At 55.8% G+C, this 20,538-nt stretch carries 15 protein-coding genes and 1 tRNA gene; 5 read left to right on the forward strand and 11 right to left on the reverse strand.

The window, feature by feature from the left end:
- Positions 1–405 precede the first annotated feature (405 nt).
- A complete protein-coding gene (locus H8K27_RS15235) occupies positions 406–3,243 on the reverse strand; it encodes an alpha-1,6-glucosidase domain-containing protein (RefSeq protein WP_329604419.1) in 2,838 nt (945 codons plus the stop codon).
- Between the two features lie 251 nt (positions 3,244–3,494).
- Between H8K27_RS15235 and H8K27_RS15240 the strand changes: the two genes are divergently transcribed.
- Positions 3,495–4,508, forward strand: coding sequence for a glucokinase (locus H8K27_RS15240; RefSeq protein ID WP_230419384.1), 1,014 nt, complete (start codon positions 3,495–3,497; stop codon positions 4,506–4,508).
- Between the two features lie 43 nt (positions 4,509–4,551).
- Positions 4,552–6,198, forward strand: a complete 1,647-nt coding sequence (locus tag H8K27_RS15245) for an alpha-amylase family glycosyl hydrolase (protein ID WP_186864035.1) — start codon at positions 4,552–4,554, stop codon at positions 6,196–6,198.
- A gap of 58 nt (positions 6,199–6,256) precedes the next feature.
- On the opposite strand, the gene H8K27_RS15250 is transcribed toward H8K27_RS15245, so the two are convergent.
- The 5 genes from H8K27_RS15250 to mutL form a co-directional block, all read right to left on the reverse strand.
- Entirely contained in the window at positions 6,257–6,916 is a 660-nt protein-coding gene (locus tag H8K27_RS15250) for an energy-coupling factor ABC transporter permease (protein WP_186864036.1), read from the reverse strand.
- Positions 6,917–7,142: 226 nt separating this feature from the next.
- Positions 7,143–9,173: an Ig-like domain-containing protein gene (locus H8K27_RS15255; protein ID WP_186864037.1), complete on the reverse strand. Its 2,031-nt coding sequence runs from the start codon at positions 9,171–9,173 to the stop codon at positions 7,143–7,145.
- 161 nt (positions 9,174–9,334) lie between these two features.
- A tRNA-Met gene (locus H8K27_RS15260) sits at positions 9,335–9,411 on the reverse strand.
- 150 nt (positions 9,412–9,561) lie between these two features.
- Positions 9,562–10,545 carry a tRNA (adenosine(37)-N6)-dimethylallyltransferase MiaA gene (gene miaA / locus H8K27_RS15265; protein WP_186864038.1) on the reverse strand — a complete coding sequence of 328 codons (984 nt, stop codon included), beginning with the start codon at positions 10,543–10,545 and terminating at the stop codon, positions 9,562–9,564.
- Positions 10,545–12,407 (reverse strand): DNA mismatch repair endonuclease MutL, encoded by a 1,863-nt coding sequence (gene mutL, locus H8K27_RS15270; RefSeq protein ID WP_186864039.1) that lies wholly within the window; start codon positions 12,405–12,407, stop codon positions 10,545–10,547. The genes miaA and mutL overlap by 1 nt, the downstream gene beginning before the upstream one ends.
- A gap of 188 nt (positions 12,408–12,595) precedes the next feature.
- On the opposite strand from mutL, the gene H8K27_RS15275 reads away from it, so the two are divergent.
- Positions 12,596–13,243 (forward strand): VTT domain-containing protein, encoded by a 648-nt coding sequence (locus H8K27_RS15275; RefSeq protein WP_186864040.1) that lies wholly within the window; start codon positions 12,596–12,598, stop codon positions 13,241–13,243.
- Entirely contained in the window at positions 13,240–13,620 is a 381-nt protein-coding gene (locus H8K27_RS15280) for a hypothetical protein (RefSeq protein ID WP_222610698.1), read from the forward strand. Before H8K27_RS15275 ends, H8K27_RS15280 begins: the two co-directional genes overlap by 4 nt.
- A 47-nt stretch (positions 13,621–13,667) precedes the next feature.
- Here the strand turns inward: H8K27_RS15280 and H8K27_RS15285 are convergent, their stop codons facing one another.
- Positions 13,668–15,116: an N-acetylmuramoyl-L-alanine amidase gene (locus tag H8K27_RS15285; protein WP_186864041.1), complete on the reverse strand. Its 1,449-nt coding sequence runs from the start codon at positions 15,114–15,116 to the stop codon at positions 13,668–13,670.
- Entirely contained in the window at positions 15,080–15,565 is a 486-nt protein-coding gene (tsaE, locus tag H8K27_RS15290; RefSeq protein WP_186864042.1) for a tRNA (adenosine(37)-N6)-threonylcarbamoyltransferase complex ATPase subunit type 1 TsaE, read from the reverse strand. Before tsaE ends, H8K27_RS15285 begins: the two co-directional genes overlap by 37 nt.
- A 78-nt stretch (positions 15,566–15,643) precedes the next feature.
- Between tsaE and queG the strand changes: the two genes are divergently transcribed.
- Positions 15,644–16,774, forward strand: coding sequence for a tRNA epoxyqueuosine(34) reductase QueG (queG, locus tag H8K27_RS15295; RefSeq protein WP_186864043.1), 1,131 nt, complete (start codon positions 15,644–15,646; stop codon positions 16,772–16,774).
- 25 nt (positions 16,775–16,799) lie between these two features.
- Here the strand turns inward: queG and H8K27_RS15300 are convergent, their stop codons facing one another.
- The 3 genes from H8K27_RS15300 to H8K27_RS15310 form a co-directional block, all read right to left on the reverse strand.
- Positions 16,800–17,690 (reverse strand): AEC family transporter, encoded by an 891-nt coding sequence (locus H8K27_RS15300; protein WP_186864044.1) that lies wholly within the window; start codon positions 17,688–17,690, stop codon positions 16,800–16,802.
- 108 nt (positions 17,691–17,798) lie between these two features.
- Positions 17,799–18,389: a response regulator transcription factor gene (locus tag H8K27_RS15305; protein ID WP_186864045.1), complete on the reverse strand. Its 591-nt coding sequence runs from the start codon at positions 18,387–18,389 to the stop codon at positions 17,799–17,801.
- A 17-nt stretch (positions 18,390–18,406) separates the two neighbouring features.
- Positions 18,407–20,485 carry a sensor histidine kinase gene (locus H8K27_RS15310; RefSeq protein ID WP_329604420.1) on the reverse strand — a complete coding sequence of 693 codons (2,079 nt, stop codon included), beginning with the start codon at positions 20,483–20,485 and terminating at the stop codon, positions 18,407–18,409.
- Between the last annotated feature and the right edge of the window lie 53 nt (positions 20,486–20,538).

The following is a 20,538-nucleotide window of genomic DNA, read 5'->3' on the forward strand; positions in this document are numbered from 1 at the left end:
TTGGTTCCTAGTCCATTGACCAGGGCGTACACCAGTACGACGTGAAAGGCTATGACCAGCCCTATCCCCAGAAATTTCTTTCCGGGTTCTTGCTGGCGATCTGAAAAATCCATTCCGGCTGTCTCCTCAATCTTAAGAATACGAAGGCGCTAATAATAACCGCTGTTGTATCAAAATTTTCGTCTTATTCCCGAAAAGTTTTCATATTTTTTGTAGCAAGAACAGGTGTTTTCTAAATATCAAAGTTTTTGCTGAAATGAATACCTTCGGGTACTGCCTTTGTGTAAATCTGCGCTGTTCCGGGCAGTCTGCGAGCGGGTTTGCAGGCTATCGGGGAAAAGCAAAATGTACACTGGTACATACCAGTTATCACTGTCAGGTGATAATTCCAATTACGGCTTTGGCTTAATCCGTTCTGACAAAACAGACCACACTGCGGGCCGGTAATACAAATGTTCCGTGTTCACTCAGATAGCGTGCCTCAGCGGCAATCCGTGGATCGCCGGGATGACTTTGCATATGCACAGGATGCAGCTGATATCTGAGGTGCTGCTGTTCCGGAATTGCCAGTGTCTGGGCGTGCTGACTGACGTTAATGAAATACATCAGCGCTGCAAACGGGTTTCCTGCCAGGCCGCGTCCATCCAGATGAGCGGCAATCACGGCCGGATTCTGATCCGGGCCGGTATTATAAAAATGCAGGCGCTGTTGCACTTCTGCGGCATCATTCAGATGAAATAAAGGCGTGCTGTTGCGGATGCGCAGTAAATCCAGAAATGCGTCACGACTCATGGCGATGTCTGTGGGGCGTGGCTTGATGAGGGAATTGCGTAACAGGGGGCGCATCAGCGGGTAATATCGGGCATTACCTTCTGCAGGCGGTAAGCCGTTGCCAAAATAGTTATCGTGCCCGCGCCAGTCGAGCCGGTTGAACCAGTCACCGGAATTAAAACTGTTGCCATCCAGTGATTTGGAGCGCAGCAGTTCCGAACCGGCATGAAAGTAAGCAATACCCTGGCTGAAGGCTGTCAGGCCGAGGCCGAGTATCTGTACTCTTGCCCTGTCTTCATGGCTGGTCTGAACGGGGAGCCGGAAGGCATTGATGTCGAACAGGGTCTGGTTATCGTGGTTTTCCACATAATTGACGACCTCGGCGGGAGATTGTGTATAGCCGGCAGGCTGTCCGTTGTAATCCATCTCGCGCAGTGCCAGTAACTGACCGTCAGCAGTCTGCATGCGGTAATCACGCAGTGATCCGGCGAGGCCGACGCGCACCATGTCTGCCGTACGGCTTTGCTCCTGGCGGGATGGCGTCACGGATAAATCATTCGGCGCATCCGCCATGCCATTGATATAGCCTTGATTGCGCATGATGCTGGTAGCATCGTCACCTGGGCCGGCGCCGCGGATGGCATCTCTGGCGCGGTCGCTGAAGGTGCCGATACCGCTTCCATGCAGACTGAGCTGGGTTGCCTGAACGAAGCGGGCGTCATTGGCGACTTCGCCGAAGTTCCAGCCTTCACCGATCAGCTGGATGTCGCGGCCATTGTCATTGCGCAGCGCCGTGCGGATATTTTCCATCACAGCCCGCGGCTGGTGTCCCATCAGATCGAAGCGGAACGAGTCGATTTTGTATTCGCGTGCCCACATACGGACAGAGTCGCGCATCAGTTTTCCCATCATCCGGTTTTCGGTGGCGGTATTGCCGCATGGCTGACAAGTTGATTCCTCTATCTTTCCCTCGCTGTTGAGCCGGTAGTAATAGCCGGGAACAATCCGGTCCAGCACGGATTTCGGATGCTGACCGCTAAACATGGTGTGGTTGTAGACCACGTCCATACCGACTCGCAGATTGTACCGGTGCAGTGCCATCACCATGTTGCGAAATTCCAGAATACGCTGCGCCCCGTTTTCTGCTGAACTGGCATAGCTGCCTTCCGGTGCATTGTAATGCAGCGGATCATAACCCCAGTTGAAGCAGTCCCGGTCGGCAAAACGCGTGATGACGGCTTGCTGTGTCTCGCCGTCGGCAGCACCTTGTATATGTGGTGTGACGCATCCTTTTTCCGGTACGGAGGCGATATCAAAGACGGGCAGCAAATGGATGTCGGTGATGCCGGCCTTGCTGAGTGCCTGCAGATGCCGCATACCATCGGATCGCATCTCGGTAAACGCCATGAATTTTCCGCGGTATGCAGGCCGCACGCTGGCGTCATTGACCGAAAAATCCCGGACATGCAGTTCATATACCGCCATGTCTGTGGGCTGGCGGACGCGGTCAGGGCGGGTTTGCTGATCCCAGCCACCGGGCTTCAGGCTGGCATTTTGCAGGTTGGTGATATAGCTGCGCCCGGAATTGGTGTTCAGGCTGACGGAGTAAGGATCAGTGACCAGATTTCTGACGATGCCTTTCCCGGGAACATACACGTCGACCAGATAGCGGTAATACTGGCCGTCCAGATTTTTACCGGTATTGCCGTGCCAGATACCGGTCTGCGGATCCGGCTGCATATCGAATACGCTGCTGGCCTTGCGCTGGCCATCGGGATAAATGCAGACGGCAACATGTTGTGCGACCGGCGCCCACAAATGGAAGCTGGTCGTGCCAGTTTGTCTGGCTGCAGATGCTTTCCGGGCAGGAGTGTCTGCGCCGAGGAATTGCTCATCGGCAGCCTGATACAAGTCATCCAGCACACCGGCGATCTGCAGTCCGGTGTATTGCCGCACTTCTCCGGCTTCGCTTTCCTGTACCAGCAGTACCTGCTGCGTCAGTAGCTTACTGAGTTCTGGGCGGCTCAGGGCGTGACGCAATACCTGTCCGCCGGCGATGAAACGAAAGCGTGCCTGGCTGTCGGCAGGCACTTCCGTCTGAGCAGTGGTTTGCAAAGGAATGCGCTGATCTGCGCCATGCACCTGCTCCCCGGCGCGCAGCGTCAGTCCGGCGTTTGCCGACGCATACAGATAAAACCGGTCACCGGGCGTTGCCTGCATACCGGGCCACTGTATGAAGGACTGATTCAGCCAGTAAGCGCGAGCCGGGACTGCCAGGGCAGGTGAGGCCGGAGTGAGTACGGATGCATAGGCGCCGTCGCATTGCGCTACACCGGAGTGGCTGGCGGGGGCAGTTTCAGCCTGCGCCGCAATCGCGTGAAGCCACAACAGTGTCATCAGCAGCCACTGACAGCCAGATCGCCGGATGGCTGGCCGCAGGCCTGTGTTTTGTGACGGTATCAGAAAGCGCACCTTGAAAGTGTCTCCGTAAATATTTTTAATATAAGTAGTTCAACTACATTAGTAGGGTGTGAAGTTATACCTATTCACACCTTGTTTTTGCTTGACTTTGTATTTGTGTGTGAAATTTTACCGCATAAAATCAATAAAATGTTAGACAGCTTGATTTTATCTATGTAGTATTGTTACATGCATGAGAGGTGCCGGTATCACCGGTATCTGATTCTCACAACATTATTCATGGTGACAGGCTGGTGCAAGAATTGACGACATATAACCATCATCCCCCCCGTCTGCTGGCGGACATTGGCGGCACCAATGCGCGCTTTGCGCTGGAATTGGGGCCACACCGGTTTACTGCGGTGCTGGTGCTGGCATGCAATGCCTATGCGGGTTTGTATGAGGCGGTCCGGGCTTATCTGGAGAGCGATACGGTGCGCCAGGCATATCCGGCGATCGCGCAGGCACCGATTCGTCATGCCGCAATTGCGATTGCCAATCCGGTTGATGGCGATCTGGTCAGCATGACCAATCATCATTGGGAATTTTCTGTCAACCAGCTGCGTGACCGGCTGGGCTTGCAGACGCTGGTGGTCGTCAATGATTTCACGGCGCTGGCAATGGCACTGCCTTATCTGCAACCGGAAGAAAAAGTGCAGGTTGGCGGTGGCCAGGCACAAGCACAGCGCGTGATCGGGCTGATCGGTCCGGGTACAGGACTTGGGGTTTCCGCCATTATTCCGGCTGGAAAGCAATGGGTGCCGTTGTCCAGCGAAGGCGGGCATGTGAGTTTTTCCCCGGTTGATGCAGAAGAATTGCAATTGCTGCAGGAAGTCTGGCGTGAATTTCCGCATGTCTCGGCCGAAAGATTGATTTCAGGCATGGGAATTGAGCTGATTTACCGTACGCTTTGTCGCTTGCAGGAAAAAACGGATGTCGTGGAACTGCCAGCAGCGGAAATCAGCCGTCAGGCACTGGATGGCAGCTGTCCGGTTTGTCAGAAAACGATAGCGCATTTCTGTGCGATGCTGGGAACAGTGGCCGGCAATCTGGCGATTACGCTGGGCGCAACCGGCGGGGTGTATATTGGCGGCGGTATCGTGCCGCGTCTGGGTGAGCTGTTTGCGCATTCCGCATTCCGTCAGCGTTTTGAGGCAAAAGGGCGCTTTGTGAATTATCTGGCGCAGATCCCGACATTCGTGATTACTGCGGAATATCCTGCGTTTCTGGGGGTGTCTGCGATCCTGACAGAGCGCTTGCCCGATATTGCCTGCTGAGCTGATTTTATTTCGCGTCTGACCATATTAATTACACTTGATTATGTCCATCCCAGTTTCTCAAACCAACACGACTTCTGCTGCTGACTGGTGGCGTGAGGCAGTGATTTATCAGGTTTATCCACGCAGTTTTTATGATGCCAACAAGGATGGCATCGGTGATTTGCCAGGCATTACGCGCAAACTCGATTACATCGCTTCGCTGGGTGTGGACATTGTCTGGATTTCGCCATTTTTTAAATCGCCGATGAAAGATTTCGGCTACGATGTTTCCGATTATTGTGATGTGGACCCTTTGTTCGGCACGCTGGCCGACTTTGACCAGTTATTGCAGCGGGCGCATGCGCTGGGGCTGAAGATCATGATCGATCAGGTGCTCTCGCACTGCTCGGAGCAGCATCCGTGGTTTGTGGAAAGTCGTCAGAGTCGTGATAATCCAAAGGCAGACTGGTATGTCTGGGCCGATCCGCAAGCGGATGGCTCGCCGCCGAACAACTGGCTGTCCGTCTTCGGTGGCTCCGCCTGGCAATGGGATGCGCGCCGCCGGCAATATTATCTGCATAATTTTCTGGTCAGCCAGCCGGACCTGAATTTCCATCATCCTGACGTGCAGCAGGCACATCTGGACAGTATGCGGTTCTGGCTGGAGCGCGGCGTGGACGGCTTCCGTCTTGATGCCTGCAATTTCCATTTCCATGACCGTTCCCTGCGCAGCAATCCGCCGGCGCTGAATCGCGATACCAAGACCGTGCAGGATAACAATCCTTACGGTATGCAGGCGCATATCTATGACAAGACGCAACCGGAAAATCTGGCGTTTCTGGAGAAAATGCGCAGTCTGCTCAATGAGTATGGTGCGATTGCCATCGGTGAGGTCGGGGCGGATGACTCTCTCGGGGTGATGGCGGAATACACGGCTGATGGCAATAAACTGCACATGGCATACAGTTTTAATCTGCTGACGCTGGATTTTTCTGCAGCATATATCCGCAAGCAGGTTGAGGAATTTGAGGCCCGGGTAAAAGGCGGCTGGGTTTCCTGGTCGGTTGGCAATCACGATGTGGTGCGTGTGATGTCGCGCTGGGGCGGCGCGCATCCGGTGCCGCAATTTGCAAAGATGATGCTGGCGATGCAGCTGGCACTGAAAGGCACGCCATGCCTGTATCAGGGCGACGAACTGGCATTAACAGAAGCGGACATTGCCTATGAGGATATCCAGGATCCTTACGGCATCACATTCTGGCCGGAATTCAAGGGGCGCGACGGATGCCGCACTCCGATACCGTGGGTGGCAACTGAGCCATATGGTGGATTCAGTCCGGTCAAACCCTGGTTGCCGGTTCCTCCGGAACACGCCGCGAATGCCGTGGATATGCAGGATGCTGATCCGGCTTCAGCGCTGAATTATGCCCGGCATATTTTGCACTGGCGCAAACAGTGGCCGCAATTAACCCGTGGCGAGATTCATTTTTATGATGCACCGGAGCCAGTGCTTGCCCTGCGGCGTGATTTACCCGGGTATCCGGCAGTGATGGCATTGTTTAACCTGCGCGACCAGCCAGTCAGTTTTAACTTGCCGGATGCGGCACAAGCAACACAGATGTCCGGCTATGGTTTGCCCGGCAAGGTCAGCGGCGAACAGGTCGAGCTGCCCGCTTTTGGCGCCTGGTTTGGCGTGCTGGAATCATGATTTGAGTGAGGCATGTGAGTGGCCGTGTTGAGCAGGCTGTGTCCCAAGCGCAGCCTGCTTATTTTTCTTTCAGATATACCCGGTCATCAAAAGTGAATAGCCATTGTGGCCGGTAAACCGCAAAAATCGTCACCAGAAACCCAGTCAGAAAAGCTTCCCCCCAGGTGAGCAGCAGCATATAGGCAAACGCATCGGCAGGAATCACCTTGCCCGGCAGCAGCCAGCCATGCATCAGCAATGCCAGCATACCTGCGCTGGCATTGACAGCAAATGCGCCGAAAAAACCGTTTCCGAACAGATAAATAAACATGTGATGCGGTAAATATTCCCGGCTTTTACGCAGGATGAATGCGCTCAGCGAGCAGGGAATAATCGCCAGCAGCAGAATATTGGCGCCGAGATTGAGCCAGCTGCCGTCATATTCGGCGGTATACGCAAACACAGCGACAGATGCGCCCCACATCGCCAGCGTCCGGTCAAACATCAGCGCCAGTAATGCGACGCCCATCAGATGCAGGTGCAGGTCAGGATGCACCGGAACCCGCATGCGCCACACCAGAACCAGCACGATCACACTGGCACACCAGGCAGAAAACACGGTCGGCTGCTGCAGTTTTTGCCAGGGAATCTGCTTTGGCAGCAGTATCAGGGCTGCCAGTGCCAGCAAATTAAACAGAATACCGGTGCTGAAATCGAGCGGAATATAAAAAAGGCCCATGATAATAAGGTTTGCCTGTCCGGAAAAATGATTGCCGGGGAAAGTATAAAACAAGCGGACTGGCATCGGGGGCTATCCGTATGTGTCTTGATTCTGGTAGTTAACACAATTGCGGCGGAGTCTTGCCGCAGACCGGTATCCATCGAATCAATTGATAGAGGAAATGCAGGTGAAAAAAAAGCAGCGCTGCTGCGCTGCTTCAATGGTCTGGCTATACCCGGTGATATCAGGGATCAACCAGCAATACCGTTGCCGTGGCTGTACCACCTCTGCCATCGCTGATGGTGTATTCAAACGTATCGGCAAAAAACGATTTGACTGGTGTAAACAGCACCTTGTTGTTCACGACAGAGATCGTGCCGGAACCGCCGGCAGGCTGGGTCGTGGACAAAATCGTCAATGGATCGCCATCCGGATCGCTGTCATTCGCCAATGGGTCAAGCAGGCTTGCCTGATGGCCTGACACCGAGAAGAAATCATTTCTGGCGTTAGGCGGATGATTCGGCGCAACCACTGGTGGCTGCGGCGGAACCGGCGCTGGCACAACTGTTACCGCAACCTGCGCTGTGGCATTGCCGCCATGTCCGTCACTGATGGTATAGCTGAAGCTATCCGCGCCGGCATAATCTGTGGCGGGCGTGTACAGGATTTTCTGTCCCTGAATTACCGCGGTGCCATGCGCTGCGCTACCGACACCGGAAATGCTGATGGCATCTGCATCCGGATCACTGTCATTGCTTAACACGTCAATCAGCACAGGCTGATTCTGTTTGGTGCTCGCCGTATCATTGACTGCCACAGGCGGGCGGTTCAGATAAGCCCGGGTGCGGGTCTGTGTCTGCGTTTTTTCCTGGGAACGGTAGACGTCCACGCTGCGTTTGTGCTCGATACTCTGACGCAGTGCGTTGCGTACCCAGGCCGGTTCCTGCGGGATGTCTTCGCGCCGGTAAGTGACGGACGGCTCTTCTTTTGTGATGTACTGTTCCGGAATATCGATGACTTCGTCTTTGTCGACCTGGCTGACAAACTCCAGATCAACGCGGCGGTTTTTCTCGCGCATCTCCTTGGTAGCCGGATATTTCGGCTCCGACTTGCCTTTGCCCTCGACGACCACATCAACTGTGTTTAATGCGCCCAGCGAGATCAGGTAGTCGCGGACAGCGATTGCGCGCTGCAAGGATAATTTCTGATTGAATTTTACAGAGCCCAGATCGCAGGTATGGCCCGTGATCCTGACATTGCCTTCGCGCGGATATTTCTTGAGCGTGTCAGCAATTTTTTCCAGTTCGGCACGCGCGACGTCGCTCAGCCGGGCGCTTTCGATCTGGAAGAAGGCATCGCCGCTCATGCTTGTGGTGGTCTTGACCAGCCGGTGTGCCGTTGTTGCCGGCACAGTAGTTGTTACGAGCTTGCTGGTTTTTTCTTCTACCATGCGGTATTTCTCGGCATGCCTGCTGCTGGCAGCACCGAAGCTGTAACGATAGAAAAATCCGATCCGGCTGTCGTTCAGGCGGTCTTCAAAATCACCGGATTTACGGTAGTGCGCCAGTTGCAGTGCGACGCTGTGCGGTGTGCCGGTAAAGAATTTTTCGGCGGTCAGGCTGGCGCCGGTTTGCCGGGCATTGGATTTGCCCCATTCGTAGTCCAGCCCGGCCGTAACGCGCAACTGCTGTTGCGTGTAATGATGACCGGCACGCATACCCAGACCGTAGTCATAAGCACGTTCATACAGACGGGTTTCCGTCACGGTGCTGACTGTGTCGATGTAATCGCGACCGGCTTCATTGCCACGGATTTCATCCGTGGCCGAGACAGTTTTACTGTTCAGCAGACGGCGGTCAGAACCGCTGTAGCTGGCATACAGGTGACCAAACCAGTCGGCAGTTTCCCTGCCAACGCCAATGCTCAGTTTGCGATCATGCTGAGTATTCTGATCAATCGCGATGAAGGATTTGATCACGGCATTGTTGTGCAGGAAGTGATAACTCAGCTTTCCGCCGCCAGCCTGATTATTCAGCCAGAGTTCGCCCAGCCATGCGGAATCAATGCTTTCATTCAGCAGGCCGGATAATTCTCCCGTCATTCCGCCCCGGTTCTGGAAACCGATGCCCAGCCGGCCGCTGTCGCCAATGAATTGCAGGCTGCCGCCTTGCTGTACTGCAGGTTCATTCAGTTGTTGTGCATGAGCGGAGGGCAGGGCGGAAAGCAGAGCCAGGAGTAACAGTGAGCATTGCGGGCGGGAGTGGCGGGAATGCATGACAATGTATAGATTAAGGGTTTTGAATCGGGAAAATGTGCGATGTTTTGCTGCCATGCAATCCAGCCCGACGTCATATGGAACGGATGGCAATAACAAAAAAAAACCGCATCAGCAAAAGCGTGATACGGTATTTTTTACATTTCCAGGAAATGAAATTCTGGTGGTGATAGGTGGACTTGAACCACCGACCCCAGCATTATGAGTGCTGTGCTCTAACCAACTGAGCTATATCACCAAGAAGCCTGAGATTATGTCATCCGGCAGATACCCTGTCAAGATTTTCGTGCGATTTTTCGCCAGCGGATGTACTTTCGGCAGAGAAAATGCAAGAAAAATTGCCGTAACAATAAGTCACTGCATTTCCGGTAAATTTTCTCCGCCCAGGTCAGGCCAGCGGTCTTGCCTGGTGCAGCAGTTCGCTGATGCGGGCTGGCGCATCCGGATTAAAGCAGTCGATGATATGGCGTTCCGGCATGGAGCGCAGCCAGGTCAGCTGGCGTTTTGCCAATTGGCGGGTTGCGATGATCCCACGTTCTCGCATGTCTGCATAGCTACTGTGTCCGTCGAGATACTCCCATGCCTGACGATAGCCGACGCAGCGGATAGATGGCAGATCGGGATGCAGGTCTGACCGCAGGCGCAATTGCCGGACTTCATCCAGAAAGCCCTGCTCCAGCATCAGGTCAAAACGCAGTGCGATCCGCTCGTGCAGGCGATGGCGTTCTGCCGGTTCCAGCGAAATTGAGAATAGTTCAAACGGCGCTGCGGTCTTTGTTTGCCTGGCCAGCAGGGCAGACATGGTCTGTCCGGTAATCATGTAAATTTCGAGCGCGCGCTGAATGCGCTGGCTGTCGTTGGGTTTCAGGCGGGCTGCCGTGTCCGGATCAATATCTGCCAGGCGCGCATGCAGGCCGGGTACGCCGATACGTACAGCTTCCGCATCCAGTTCGGCGCGGATATCCGGGTTGGCGCCGGGCAGGTCGTCGAGGCCGTGCCGGAGCGCATTGAAATACATCATGGTGCCGCCAACCAGCAGGGGTTGACTGCCCCGGGCGCGGATTTCCTGCACCAGGCGCACAGTATCTTTGCGGAACTGCGCTACTGAATACGATTCGGCCGGATCGATGATATCAATCAGATGGTGTGGAACTGCAGCAAGTTCACTGGCGTCTGGTTTGGCGGTACCGATATCCATACCGCGATAGACCAGCGCTGAATCGACGGAAATGATTTCCACCGGCATCTGGCGGGCAATCGCAAGTGCGGCGGCAGTTTTGCCGGAAGCCGTTGGCCCCATGATGGCGATGACAGGTGGCGTGCCGGATTGTGGCTCGCGTACCTCTGACGGGGTTTTGAGTGATGCCGTCATTATTGGCCGCGCAGGAACATTTTATCCAGATCATTCAGACCCAGTTGCACCCATGTCGGGCGGCCATGATTGCACTGGTCGGCGCGTTCGGTCTGTTCCATCTGGCGTAACAAGGCATTCATTTCGGTGACGGTCAGGCTGCGGTTTGCCCGGACTGCGGTATGGCATGCAAGCGTGCCCAGCATTTCATTACGCCGGTCAATCAGCACCCGCGAGCCGCCGAATTCCCTGACATCGCGCAGCACGTCGCGCGCCAGTGACTGTGCATCGGCGTTTTTGAGTAAAGCCGGTACGGAGCGGACTGCCAGCGTGGTTGGGGAAATTGCTGTGATATCAAAGCCCAGTGTGCTCAGTATTGCGTGCTGTTCGCTGGCGGTTCCGACTTCGATTTCATCCGCATAAAAAGTCACCGGAATCAATAAAGGCTGCACCGGCATACTGTTCTGATCCAGCGCATTTTTGAGCTGTTCATACAGAATCCGTTCATGGGCGGCGTGCATATCGACCAGCACCAGACCTTTGCTGTTCTGTGCCAGCACATAAACGCCGTGCAATTGGGCCAGCGCAAATCCGAGCGGATGTTCGTCTTCCGGCAGCGTGTTGCCGCGTGCTGCCAGTTCGGCGGATGGTGATGAAGCTGATGGCTGAAACAGGGCGCCATAATTCTGCAGGCTCTGCGCCACACCTATGCCCTGGGGATGAGCGCCATAAGCATCTGCACCGGTGTACGCGGCGCTATCAGCCTGAGCGGCAGGAGATGCTGCCGCAAACTGCGACGCAAAAGTCGCTTGCTCGCCAGTGATCCACGGCAGCGCTTTTCCTGCGGACATGGCAGTTGCCGGCGCGGGCACCGTGCCGAATGCGGTCGCGGAAGTCTGCGCCAGCACGCGGCTGACCGCGTGGAACACGAATTGGTGAACTGCCCGGCTGTCCCGGAAACGGACCTCGATCTTGGAAGGATGCACATTCACATCCACCAGCGCGGGATCCAGATCCAGCGCCAGTACATACGACGGGTAACGGTCGCCGTGCAACACATCCTGATACGCGGCACGCACTGCATGGGTCAGCAGTTTGTCGCGCACGAAGCGGCCATTGACATAAAAAAACTGGGCATCGGCACGGCCTTTGGATGCCGTCGGCAAACCGGCGAAACCATGCAGCCGCAAGGGGCCCGCTGTTTCATCCAGCGGGAGGCGGGCGCTGGAAAAACTTTCTCCCAGAATCTGGGCGCTGCGTTTATCAATCGCGCTGACATTCCAGTGATCGACGGCTTTTCCGTTGTGATTTAAGGAAAACGCCACGTCCGGGCGGGCAAGCGCGATGCGCCGGACCACTTCGGCACAATGGCCGAATTCTGTCTGTTCCGATTTCAGGAATTTCCGGCGTGCCGGTGTGTTGTAGTACAAATCCCTGACATCGACCGTGGTGCCCGGTGCGCCGGATGCGGGTGAAACCGTGCCGTTTTCTATCTGCCAGGCATGTGCGGCATCGGCTGTGCGGGTGGTCAGCGTCAGTTGAGAAACCGAGGCAATCGACGCCAGTGCTTCACCCCGAAAACCCAGCGTGGCAACATGCTCCAGCTCGGTCAGGGAGGCAATCTTGGACGTTGCGTGGCGTGCCACTGCCAGCGGTAACTGTTCCGGAGGGATGCCACGGCCATTGTCGGTGATCGCAATCCGTTTCACGCCGCCTTCTTCCAGCCGGACGGTGATCTGGCTGGCGCCGGCATCAAGAGCATTTTCCAGTACTTCTTTGACGACCGCCGAGGGGCGCTCGACGACTTCGCCGGCGGCAATCTGGGAAATCAGATGATCGGGCAGCGCCTGAATCGGACGGTAAATAGGGGAGTTTGCATTCATGGCGTGATTATACCTGTGCCGCCTTGTGCGGATGGGGGCAGGAACCTGTTTCCGGTCATACTGCGCTTGCGTGATTCGGACAGGCAACATATATTCCGCTTTTTACACTGATCGCACCCTGCTCGGGCCAGATTGTAAAGGGAGGTTCTTGGTGTATGATTGCGGCGGTTTCACTGACTTGGATAAAAATGGATTTCATGCAACTTCTGGACATGATTCTGCATGTCGACAAAATGCTGGGCGCAGTGATCACACAGTACGGGACATTGGTTTATTTCGTGCTGTTTGCGATTATCTTCTGTGAAACGGCATTCGTGATTTTTCCGTTTCTGCCCGGGGATTCGCTGTTGTTCATTGCCGGCACCTTCAGCGCAACCGGCTCGATGGACCCGCTGATCCTGATTCTGCTGCTGATTCTGGCATCGGTCTCCGGAAACACGGTGAACTATTGGATAGGCAGTCTGATCGGTCATAAAGTGCTGGAAAAAAATTACCATTGGATCGATAAAAACGCGCTGCAAAAAACACATGAATTCTACGAAAAGCACGGCGGAAAAACAGTCGTGCTGGCGCGTTTCATTCCGATCGTGCGGACATTTGCGCCATTCGTTGCGGGTATTTCTGACATGACGCATAAAACCTTTCAGACCTTCAATATCATTGGCGCACTGCTGTGGATTTTGAGTCTGGTAATGAGCGGCTATTTCTTCGGCAATATTCCGTTTATCCGTGAACACCTGAACAGTATTGTGCTGGTCGGCGTGGGCGCGGCCGTGATTCCGGTCGTGCTGGGAACCTTGTGGAAATTGCTGAAAGGCCTGCGGAAAGCATCTTGAAACACCCGCTGCATGCCGGGGATGCGCAGGTCATCTGGCTACACCGGCAGGCGCCGCCTAAGCCGGTTGCCGGACAAGCCTGCAACGGTTGCGGTGTGTGCTGCGCCACCGAACCCTGTCCGGTGGCAAGCGTATTTCTGTGGCAATACCGTGGCAGTTGCCGGGCGCTGATCTGGGCGCCGGATGCCGGCCGTTATCTGTGCGGCATGCTGACCCAGCCTGCCCGTTATCTGCGCTGGCTGCCGCAACGTGGAGAAGCCTGGTTTTCACGCCGGTTAGCACGCTGGATTGCGGCTGAAACGGTCTGCGATTCGACGGTATCGGCTGAATTGCAAGCCGAACCGGCTTCTTCACAAGCTGAAAATTTCCCGAAATAACATACACAGCCAAAGCGCCAAGTCAGCGTTCAGGTAGGTTGCCCAGATCAGGTCATGCGGTTTTTTGCCAGTGGCGGATTTTTTGCGAAATATTTTTTCACGCCTTTCAGCACCGCCTCTGCCAGCTGATCCTGATAACTGTCATCGGTCAGCCGGGCTTCTTCTTCAGGATTCGAGATAAATGCTGTTTCGATCAGGATGCTCGGGATATCCGGCGCTTTGAGCACGGCGAACCCGGCTTGTTCCACAGCACCCTTATGCAGGCGGTTGATGCCGCCAATTTCGTTCAGCACGACTTTGCCGAGCTTCAGGCTGTCATTCATCTGCGCCGTGGTCGATAAATCCAGCAACACGCTGGCGAGCTGCTTGTCATGAGTTTTGATGTTGACGCCGCCGATCAGGTCGGCAGCATTTTCCTTGTCGGCCAGCCAGCGCGCTGCTGTCGAGCTGGCGCCTTTTTCTGAAAGAATGAACACCGATGAACCACGCGCGGAGGCATTCACAAACGCATCCGCATGGACCGACATGAACAGGTCGGCCTGGACTGCCCGTGCTTTCTGGACCCTTACATTGAGCGGTACAAAATAATCGGCATCACGGGTCAGCATGACCCGCATATTCGGCTGCTGTTCAATCTTGGCCTTGAGCCGCTTGGCGATGGCCAGCACTACATCTTTTTCACGGCTGCCGCCGCGACCTGTTGCACCCGGATCTTCGCCGCCGTGGCCGGGGTCGATGGCAATCGTGATCATGCGGGTGACGACCGGATTTTTGTCTGCCGCGTTTTCCGGAGCCTGCACTGAGTGTTTGTCTGCGCTCGCCACGCTGTTGGCATCACCGGGTTTGTCGCCGGTGATTTTATCGGCGGTTTTGGTATTTGTATTGGTATCAGGTTTTTGAATCTGCCGCGCATCCGGCTGGCGGCTGGCAGGAAGCTCCGGTTTCAGATTCGGCGTAGTGGGCGCCACCTGCGCGATGCTGTCTTTTTGCCACTCGCCTTTTTCTATGAGCGCGGCAATCGGGTCCGGCGGATTGGCAGGGTATAAGTCAAACACCAGCCGGTGCTTGTAGTTGCCGACCGGCTGCAGGGTAAATACCTGCGGGCTGACTTCTTCTTTGAGATCGAATACGAGACGGACAATATTTGGTTTGTTCTGGCCGACCCGGACTTGTTTGATGTAAGGATCGTTCGGCTGAATTTTGGCGACCAGTTCTTTGAGCGTTGGATTCAGCTCCAGTCCCTCGATGTCCACCACCAGCCGTTCCGGATTTTTAACGGTGAAAAAATTGGTGACCAGTTCGGTATCGTTTTCCAGGGTGACGCGGGTGTAGTCCTCGGCGGGCCAGACCCGTACCGCAAGGATTTTCGCCGCCTGCGCAGCAGGCGTTGCCAATACCGACAGCAATAAGGTGCCGCCTGCTTTAATGATGGTGCGGCGGACGCGGGAGACTGGCGGTGTTACAGATTCGGAACAAATTGGAGTGATGCGAGACATGCGATACCCTTGGCAGACAACGCGTGCAATTCTACCTCACGGCCATCGCCAGCGACGCGTAAATATACATTCAGGTCTGGCCCCGGCAGCACGCCTCCGGCTTTTTCAGGCCATTCCACGATGCAGATATTGCTGGCATTAAATTCTTCACGGAATCCGGCATCCAGAAATTCTTCTGGCGTGCTCATGCGGTACAGATCAAAATGCATGATGGTGACCGGCTGGCCGCGCAGCAGGATGCCATAAGGCTCCGCCAGCGTGTAGGTGGGGCTTTTGACATGACCGGGATGGCCGGCAGCGTGGATCAGCGCACGGGTCAGCGCGGTTTTACCGGCACCAAGATCACCGTGCAGAAAGATGGAAAATCCCGGCACCAGCGTGTGCGCCAGGCTTTTTCCCAGTGCCTGGGTGGCTGCTTCGTCGTGCAGGGTGGTTTTATAATGAGACATTTATCGCCAGAGCCGTATTCATGAATTCGCTAAACATAGCATATCGCCATTCCCTTGTGTATGGGCCGGAGCCCGCCGATGAATCCTGATGTGGACACGCAGGCGCTGGCGCAGCTGGCAGCGCAGATTAAAGACTGGGGCAGGGAGCTGGGGTTTGCCGAAGTCCGGATTGCAGATATCGACCTGAGCCAGGCTGAGGCCGGCCTGCAGCGCTGGCTTGACGCCGGTTATCACGGTGAAATGGCTTATATGGCGGCGCACGGCACCAAACGCAGCCGTCCGGCAGAACTGGTGCCAGGCACGGTCAGGGTGATTTCTGCACGGATGAATTACCTGTCGCCTGCCGCTGGCTGGCGGGAGGCGGAACAGCGGCATCGAGCCGACACGGCGGTCATTTCTATCTATGCCCGCGGACGCGATTACCACAAGGTGCTGCGTACCCGTTTGCAGCAACTGGCAGACCGGATCAGGCAGTCGGCAGGTGAATTCGGTTACCGGGTGTTTACCGATTCTGCACCGGTCATGGAAGTGGCGCTGGCTGAAAAAGCCGGACTGGGCTGGCGCGGCAAGCATACGCTGCTACTGAGCCGCGAAGCCGGATCGATGTTTTTTCTGGGGGAAATCCTGGTCGATATTCCGCTGCCGGTGGATGCGCCAACTGGTCATCATTGCGGACAGTGCTCGGCCTGCATGGATGTTTGCCCGACGCAAGCGATTGTCGCACCGTATCAGGTGGATGCGCGGCGCTGCATTTCTTATCTGACGATCGAGCTGCATGGCAGCATTCCGCTGGAGCTGCGGCCGCTGATCGGCAACCGGGTGTATGGCTGCGATGACTGTCAGCTCTGTTGTCCGTGGAATAAATTTGCCCAGAGTGCGGCAGTGGATGATTTTGCGGTACGCCACGGGCTCGACAGTGCGCGCATGGTGCATTTGTTCGGCTGGAGCGAGGAGCAGTTCCTGCGCATGATGGAAGGCAGTCCGATACGCCGTATTGGCCATGAGCGCTGGTTGCGCAATCTGGCGGTTGGCCTCGGCAATGCTGCGGTCACGCTGCGCGGAGATGCTGAGATGATTGCCGCATTGCAGGCCAGACTCAGCCATCCTTCAGCGCTGGTGCGGGAGCACGTGCAATGGGCGCTGATGCAGCATGGCGGGCAATATGGTCTGTCTGAGCCAGATGCGCATCAACCTGAAGCACGTACCTGAAATGCCAGCCTGATGCCGCAGCCGCTTAACTGACCAGATGCAGCCAGACCGGCAGGGTCAGTACCGACAGGACGGTGCTGGCTGAAATCAGGAAAGCGACAAAAGGCCCGTTGCCACCCATACGCGCCGCCAGGACATAGGCGCTGGAAGCGGTTGGCAGTGCGCAGAACACCACCACAATCTGCAGCTGCAGCAGTGGCAATGCCAGCCAGCGCCCGAGCAGCAGGGCGATCAGTGGCAGTGCCAGCAGTTTGACCGACAGAAAATAAGCCGCAATTCCTTTCGCCTCGTGAATCGCCGACAACCGCATACCGGCGCCGACTGCCAAGAGGCCGAGTGCGATGGATGCGTTACCGAGCCGCGACAGCGTGGCATTCACACCTTCCGGCAAATGCCATTGCAGCAGGCTGCAGGCGACGCCGCTGGCTGTGCCGATCACCAGCGGATTGCTGGCGATTTCTTTCAGCAGGCGACCGCTGTTATGGGCCAGTGCATATACCGCAGCCATATTGCACAGCGGCACCAGAAAACCGATCAGCAAAGCCATCAGCGCGGTTCCCTGTTCTCCGGCAAGGCGGGACGCAATCGCCAGCGCAATATAGGAATTGAAACGGAATGCAGTCTGCACTCCGGACTCAAAAATGCGCGGTGGTGAACGGAACAAAAAACGCGCCAGCCAGCCCAGCAGCATACCGGCAGCGGTGGCAATCACACCGACCTGAAGCAGATGGCCGGTGGCATGAAAATCGAACTGGGTGCGCGAGGTGGTGTAAAACAGCAATGCCGGAAACATGATGAAATACACGATTTTTTCCACCCCGGCCCAGAAATGTCCGCCCCAGTGTGATATGCGGGCCAGTAAAAAGCCGATCAAGATCAGGCTGAAGTCAGGGAAGAGTAACGTAAATACAGACATACTGGGGGGAGTATATTGAAAGAGCTTTTTTTTATAGGGGCATCAGGGAGGAAAATCGCCATACCCCCTGTTTTTTTGAAAAATTCCGGATGAGGATTTTCTGTTTTTTTATTTCAGTATTCCAGCCAGTTCGACGGCGGTTTTAACCTGCATCTTGTCGAAAATATGGGCGCGGTGTACTTCAACGGTACGCATGCTGATGCCGAGTTCGTCAGCAATCACTTTGTTCATTTTGCCGAGCAAAATCAGATCGAGCACTTCCTTTTCGCGGGCTGACAAAGTCGCCAGCCGTTCATGCACCTGCGCCGTCACGCCGGCTGCGCGGGATTGCGCCAGCGCTTCCTGCACCCGGTCCATGAGCTTATTGTCGTTAAACGGTTTTTCAAAAAAATCGAACGCGCCTTTTTTCAGGGAGTCCACCGCCATCGGCACATCGCCATGGCCCGTCAGGAAAATGACCGGCAGCCGCTTGACCAGATGGCGTTCTGACAGCAGGTCAAACAATTGGATGCCGCTGAGCCCGGGCATGCGCACATCCAGTAAAACGCAGTCGCCATCGGCATCAAAGCGCAGCGGCTGTTCCAGTGCGGTCAGGAACTGTTCGGCACTGCTGTATCCGACTGCCGCTGTCTGGCGGGAACGCGCCAGCCATGACAGGGCATCGCGGATCACGTCTTCGTCGTCAATGATGTGTAGCATGGTGTCTCTCTCCGGATTTATGGATGACTGCTGGCGGCATCCTGGCCGCTCTCATGGTCCGGCGGCAGTAGCGGCAGGACAAAACGGAAAATACTACCACCTGCGGGGTTGGGACGGTGATTCAGGGTGCCGCCGTGGAACTCGATCGCGGTGCGGCAGATATTGAGCCCCATCCCCATGCCGCTGGACTTGGTCGAAAAAAATGGTGAAAACAACCGTTCTGCGACAGTCGGCGCAATGCCGTGACCACGGTCCGCCACTTCCACGGCCAATCCTTGTCCCTCGGCATCCAGACTCACCTGTATCCGCAGAAAGCGCTGCTCCGGCGGCGTCTGCTGCATGGCTTCAATCGCATTGCGGGTCAGATTCAGTAACACCTGTTCGATCAATACCTGATCGGCCAGCACTTTCGGCAGGCCGGGCAAAGGCATCCATTGCAGCTGGATGTGGGTCGACAGCGCCTGCAGTTCAATCAGCGGCAAGGTATTCTGGATCAGCTCATTGATATCCAGCGGTTCACGCGACGGCGCGCGTTTTTTCACGAATTCGTACACGCTGCGGATGATCTGCCCGGCGCGCTGCGCCTGCGCATTCACTTTGTCGAGCGCTGTCAGCAGCAATCCCTGATCCGTGGTGCCGGCATTGAGCAGATTGATCGCGCCAGTGGTGTAGCTCGAAATCGCCGCCAGCGGCTGATTCAGTTCATGCGCCAGCATGGAAGCGATTTCCCCCATCGTGGCAAGACGCGCGCTGGCGTGTAATTTTTCTTCCTGCTGCCGGGTCAGATCCTGCGCCCGTTTGAGTTCCGAGATGTCCAGGATCGAACTCATCCAGCCGGTCTGGCGGCCAGTTTCATCAATCAGCGGCGACTCGTAAATCAGCACCGGAATCCGCTCGCCGCTGGCATGCTGGTAGATGGTTTCAAAGCCGTCCTGCGGCACCGATCCTGCCAGCAGCTGGGTAAAGCGCCGCTGGTATTCTTCAATCGCTTCCGGTGCCCAGTAAGGCATGGGTGGCAGGCGGCCGATAATCTGCTCCGCCGGATAGCCGACCATTTTGCAGAATGCCGGATTCACATACGTCATGCGGCCCTGCATGTCGCGCGCGCGCAGCCCGGTGATCAGCGAATTTTCCATCGCGGTGCGGAACGTGACCTGCTGGCGCAATGCGCCTTCGGCCGCCAGCCGGCGGTTAATGTCGCGCCACAATGCCAGCAGGCTCCAGATCAGGCCGAGCGACAGCAGTACCACCAGCAGCACCAGCAGATTCGAGAGAAATGTCGGCTCCCGCTTGTTGCTGTTGGTGCGTAACGTCAGGGTGATGCCGGGCAATTCCAGATTACGGTTATGGGTATACACATTTTTGCCAATACCGCCGGAAGCGCGGGTTGCCACAACACGGTCATCGCTGTCGATCAGCGAAATCTGATTGTCCTGCGCAAACCACCAGGGCACCAGTTCTTCCAGAATACCGCTGGCCTGATAGGTGATGACGATGCTGCCGAAATGCTGATTACCCTTGATCAGCGGAATCTGGCAACTGATGGGATACGCCGCCCGCTGGCCGGGTTTGGGTGCCTGCGGCGCGAAGCAGCGGGTCTTGTTATCGAGTTCTATCGAGCCGGATTCGATGTAATGCGGAATCTGCGCATCCTTGCTGTGTATCGCCAGTTCGGAGGTGGAAGTCACGACCAGATCCTGCTGATCAAACCAGACCAGCCGCGCGATTTCATGATTGTTTTTCAGCAGGTTTCTGAAGCGCTCCAGCACGGTTGATGGCGAGAGCTGCATATTCATGATGTCAGCCCCGATCTGCCGCAGCATTTCATCATTGCGGTCAATCTGGAACTGAATCGCCTGCTCCACCCAGAGGGTATCGGCAATCAGCTGCTCCTGCCGCTCATTGGCTTCCATGCGCTGTGCCTGCCACGGCAGCCAGATCAGGGTCAGAAGAAAAAGCGCGATCAGCAGGATAGGAATGATCCAGCGCCATTTCTCATCCGGCCACAGCCGCGTTTTGTAAAAATTTTTCATGGCATTAGTGTAAACCAGCTGCTCCCCGATGGTGACGCTGTGTGCTGGCTTGTGGAAATCCACAGTTGCGCTGCACCATCGTCATCTGAATAATCAATGATCAAAAAAATAATCAT

Source organism: Cognatundibacterium griseum (genome assembly GCF_014284195.1).
Lineage (GTDB): Bacteria > Pseudomonadota > Gammaproteobacteria > Burkholderiales > Burkholderiaceae_D > Undibacterium > Undibacterium griseum.

Coding starts and splice junctions, on each gene's coding strand:
- H8K27_RS15245 (WP_186864035.1), top strand. CDS start 4,552: ATGTCCATCCCAGTTTCTCAAACCAACACGACTTCTGCTGCTGACTGG.
- H8K27_RS15250 (WP_186864036.1), bottom strand. CDS start 6,916: ATGGGCCTTTTTTATATTCCGCTCGATTTCAGCACCGGTATTCTGTTT.
- H8K27_RS15255 (WP_186864037.1), bottom strand. CDS start 9,173: ATGCATTCCCGCCACTCCCGCCCGCAATGCTCACTGTTACTCCTGGCT.
- miaA (WP_186864038.1), bottom strand. CDS start 10,545: ATGACGGCATCACTCAAAACCCCGTCAGAGGTACGCGAGCCACAATCC.
- mutL (WP_186864039.1), bottom strand. CDS start 12,407: ATGAATGCAAACTCCCCTATTTACCGTCCGATTCAGGCGCTGCCCGAT.
- H8K27_RS15275 (WP_186864040.1), top strand. CDS start 12,596: ATGGATTTCATGCAACTTCTGGACATGATTCTGCATGTCGACAAAATG.
- H8K27_RS15285 (WP_186864041.1), bottom strand. CDS start 15,116: ATGTCTCGCATCACTCCAATTTGTTCCGAATCTGTAACACCGCCAGTC.
- tsaE (WP_186864042.1), bottom strand. CDS start 15,565: ATGTCTCATTATAAAACCACCCTGCACGACGAAGCAGCCACCCAGGCA.
- queG (WP_186864043.1), top strand. CDS start 15,644: ATGAATCCTGATGTGGACACGCAGGCGCTGGCGCAGCTGGCAGCGCAG.
- H8K27_RS15300 (WP_186864044.1), bottom strand. CDS start 17,690: ATGTCTGTATTTACGTTACTCTTCCCTGACTTCAGCCTGATCTTGATC.
- H8K27_RS15305 (WP_186864045.1), bottom strand. CDS start 18,389: ATGCTACACATCATTGACGACGAAGACGTGATCCGCGATGCCCTGTCA.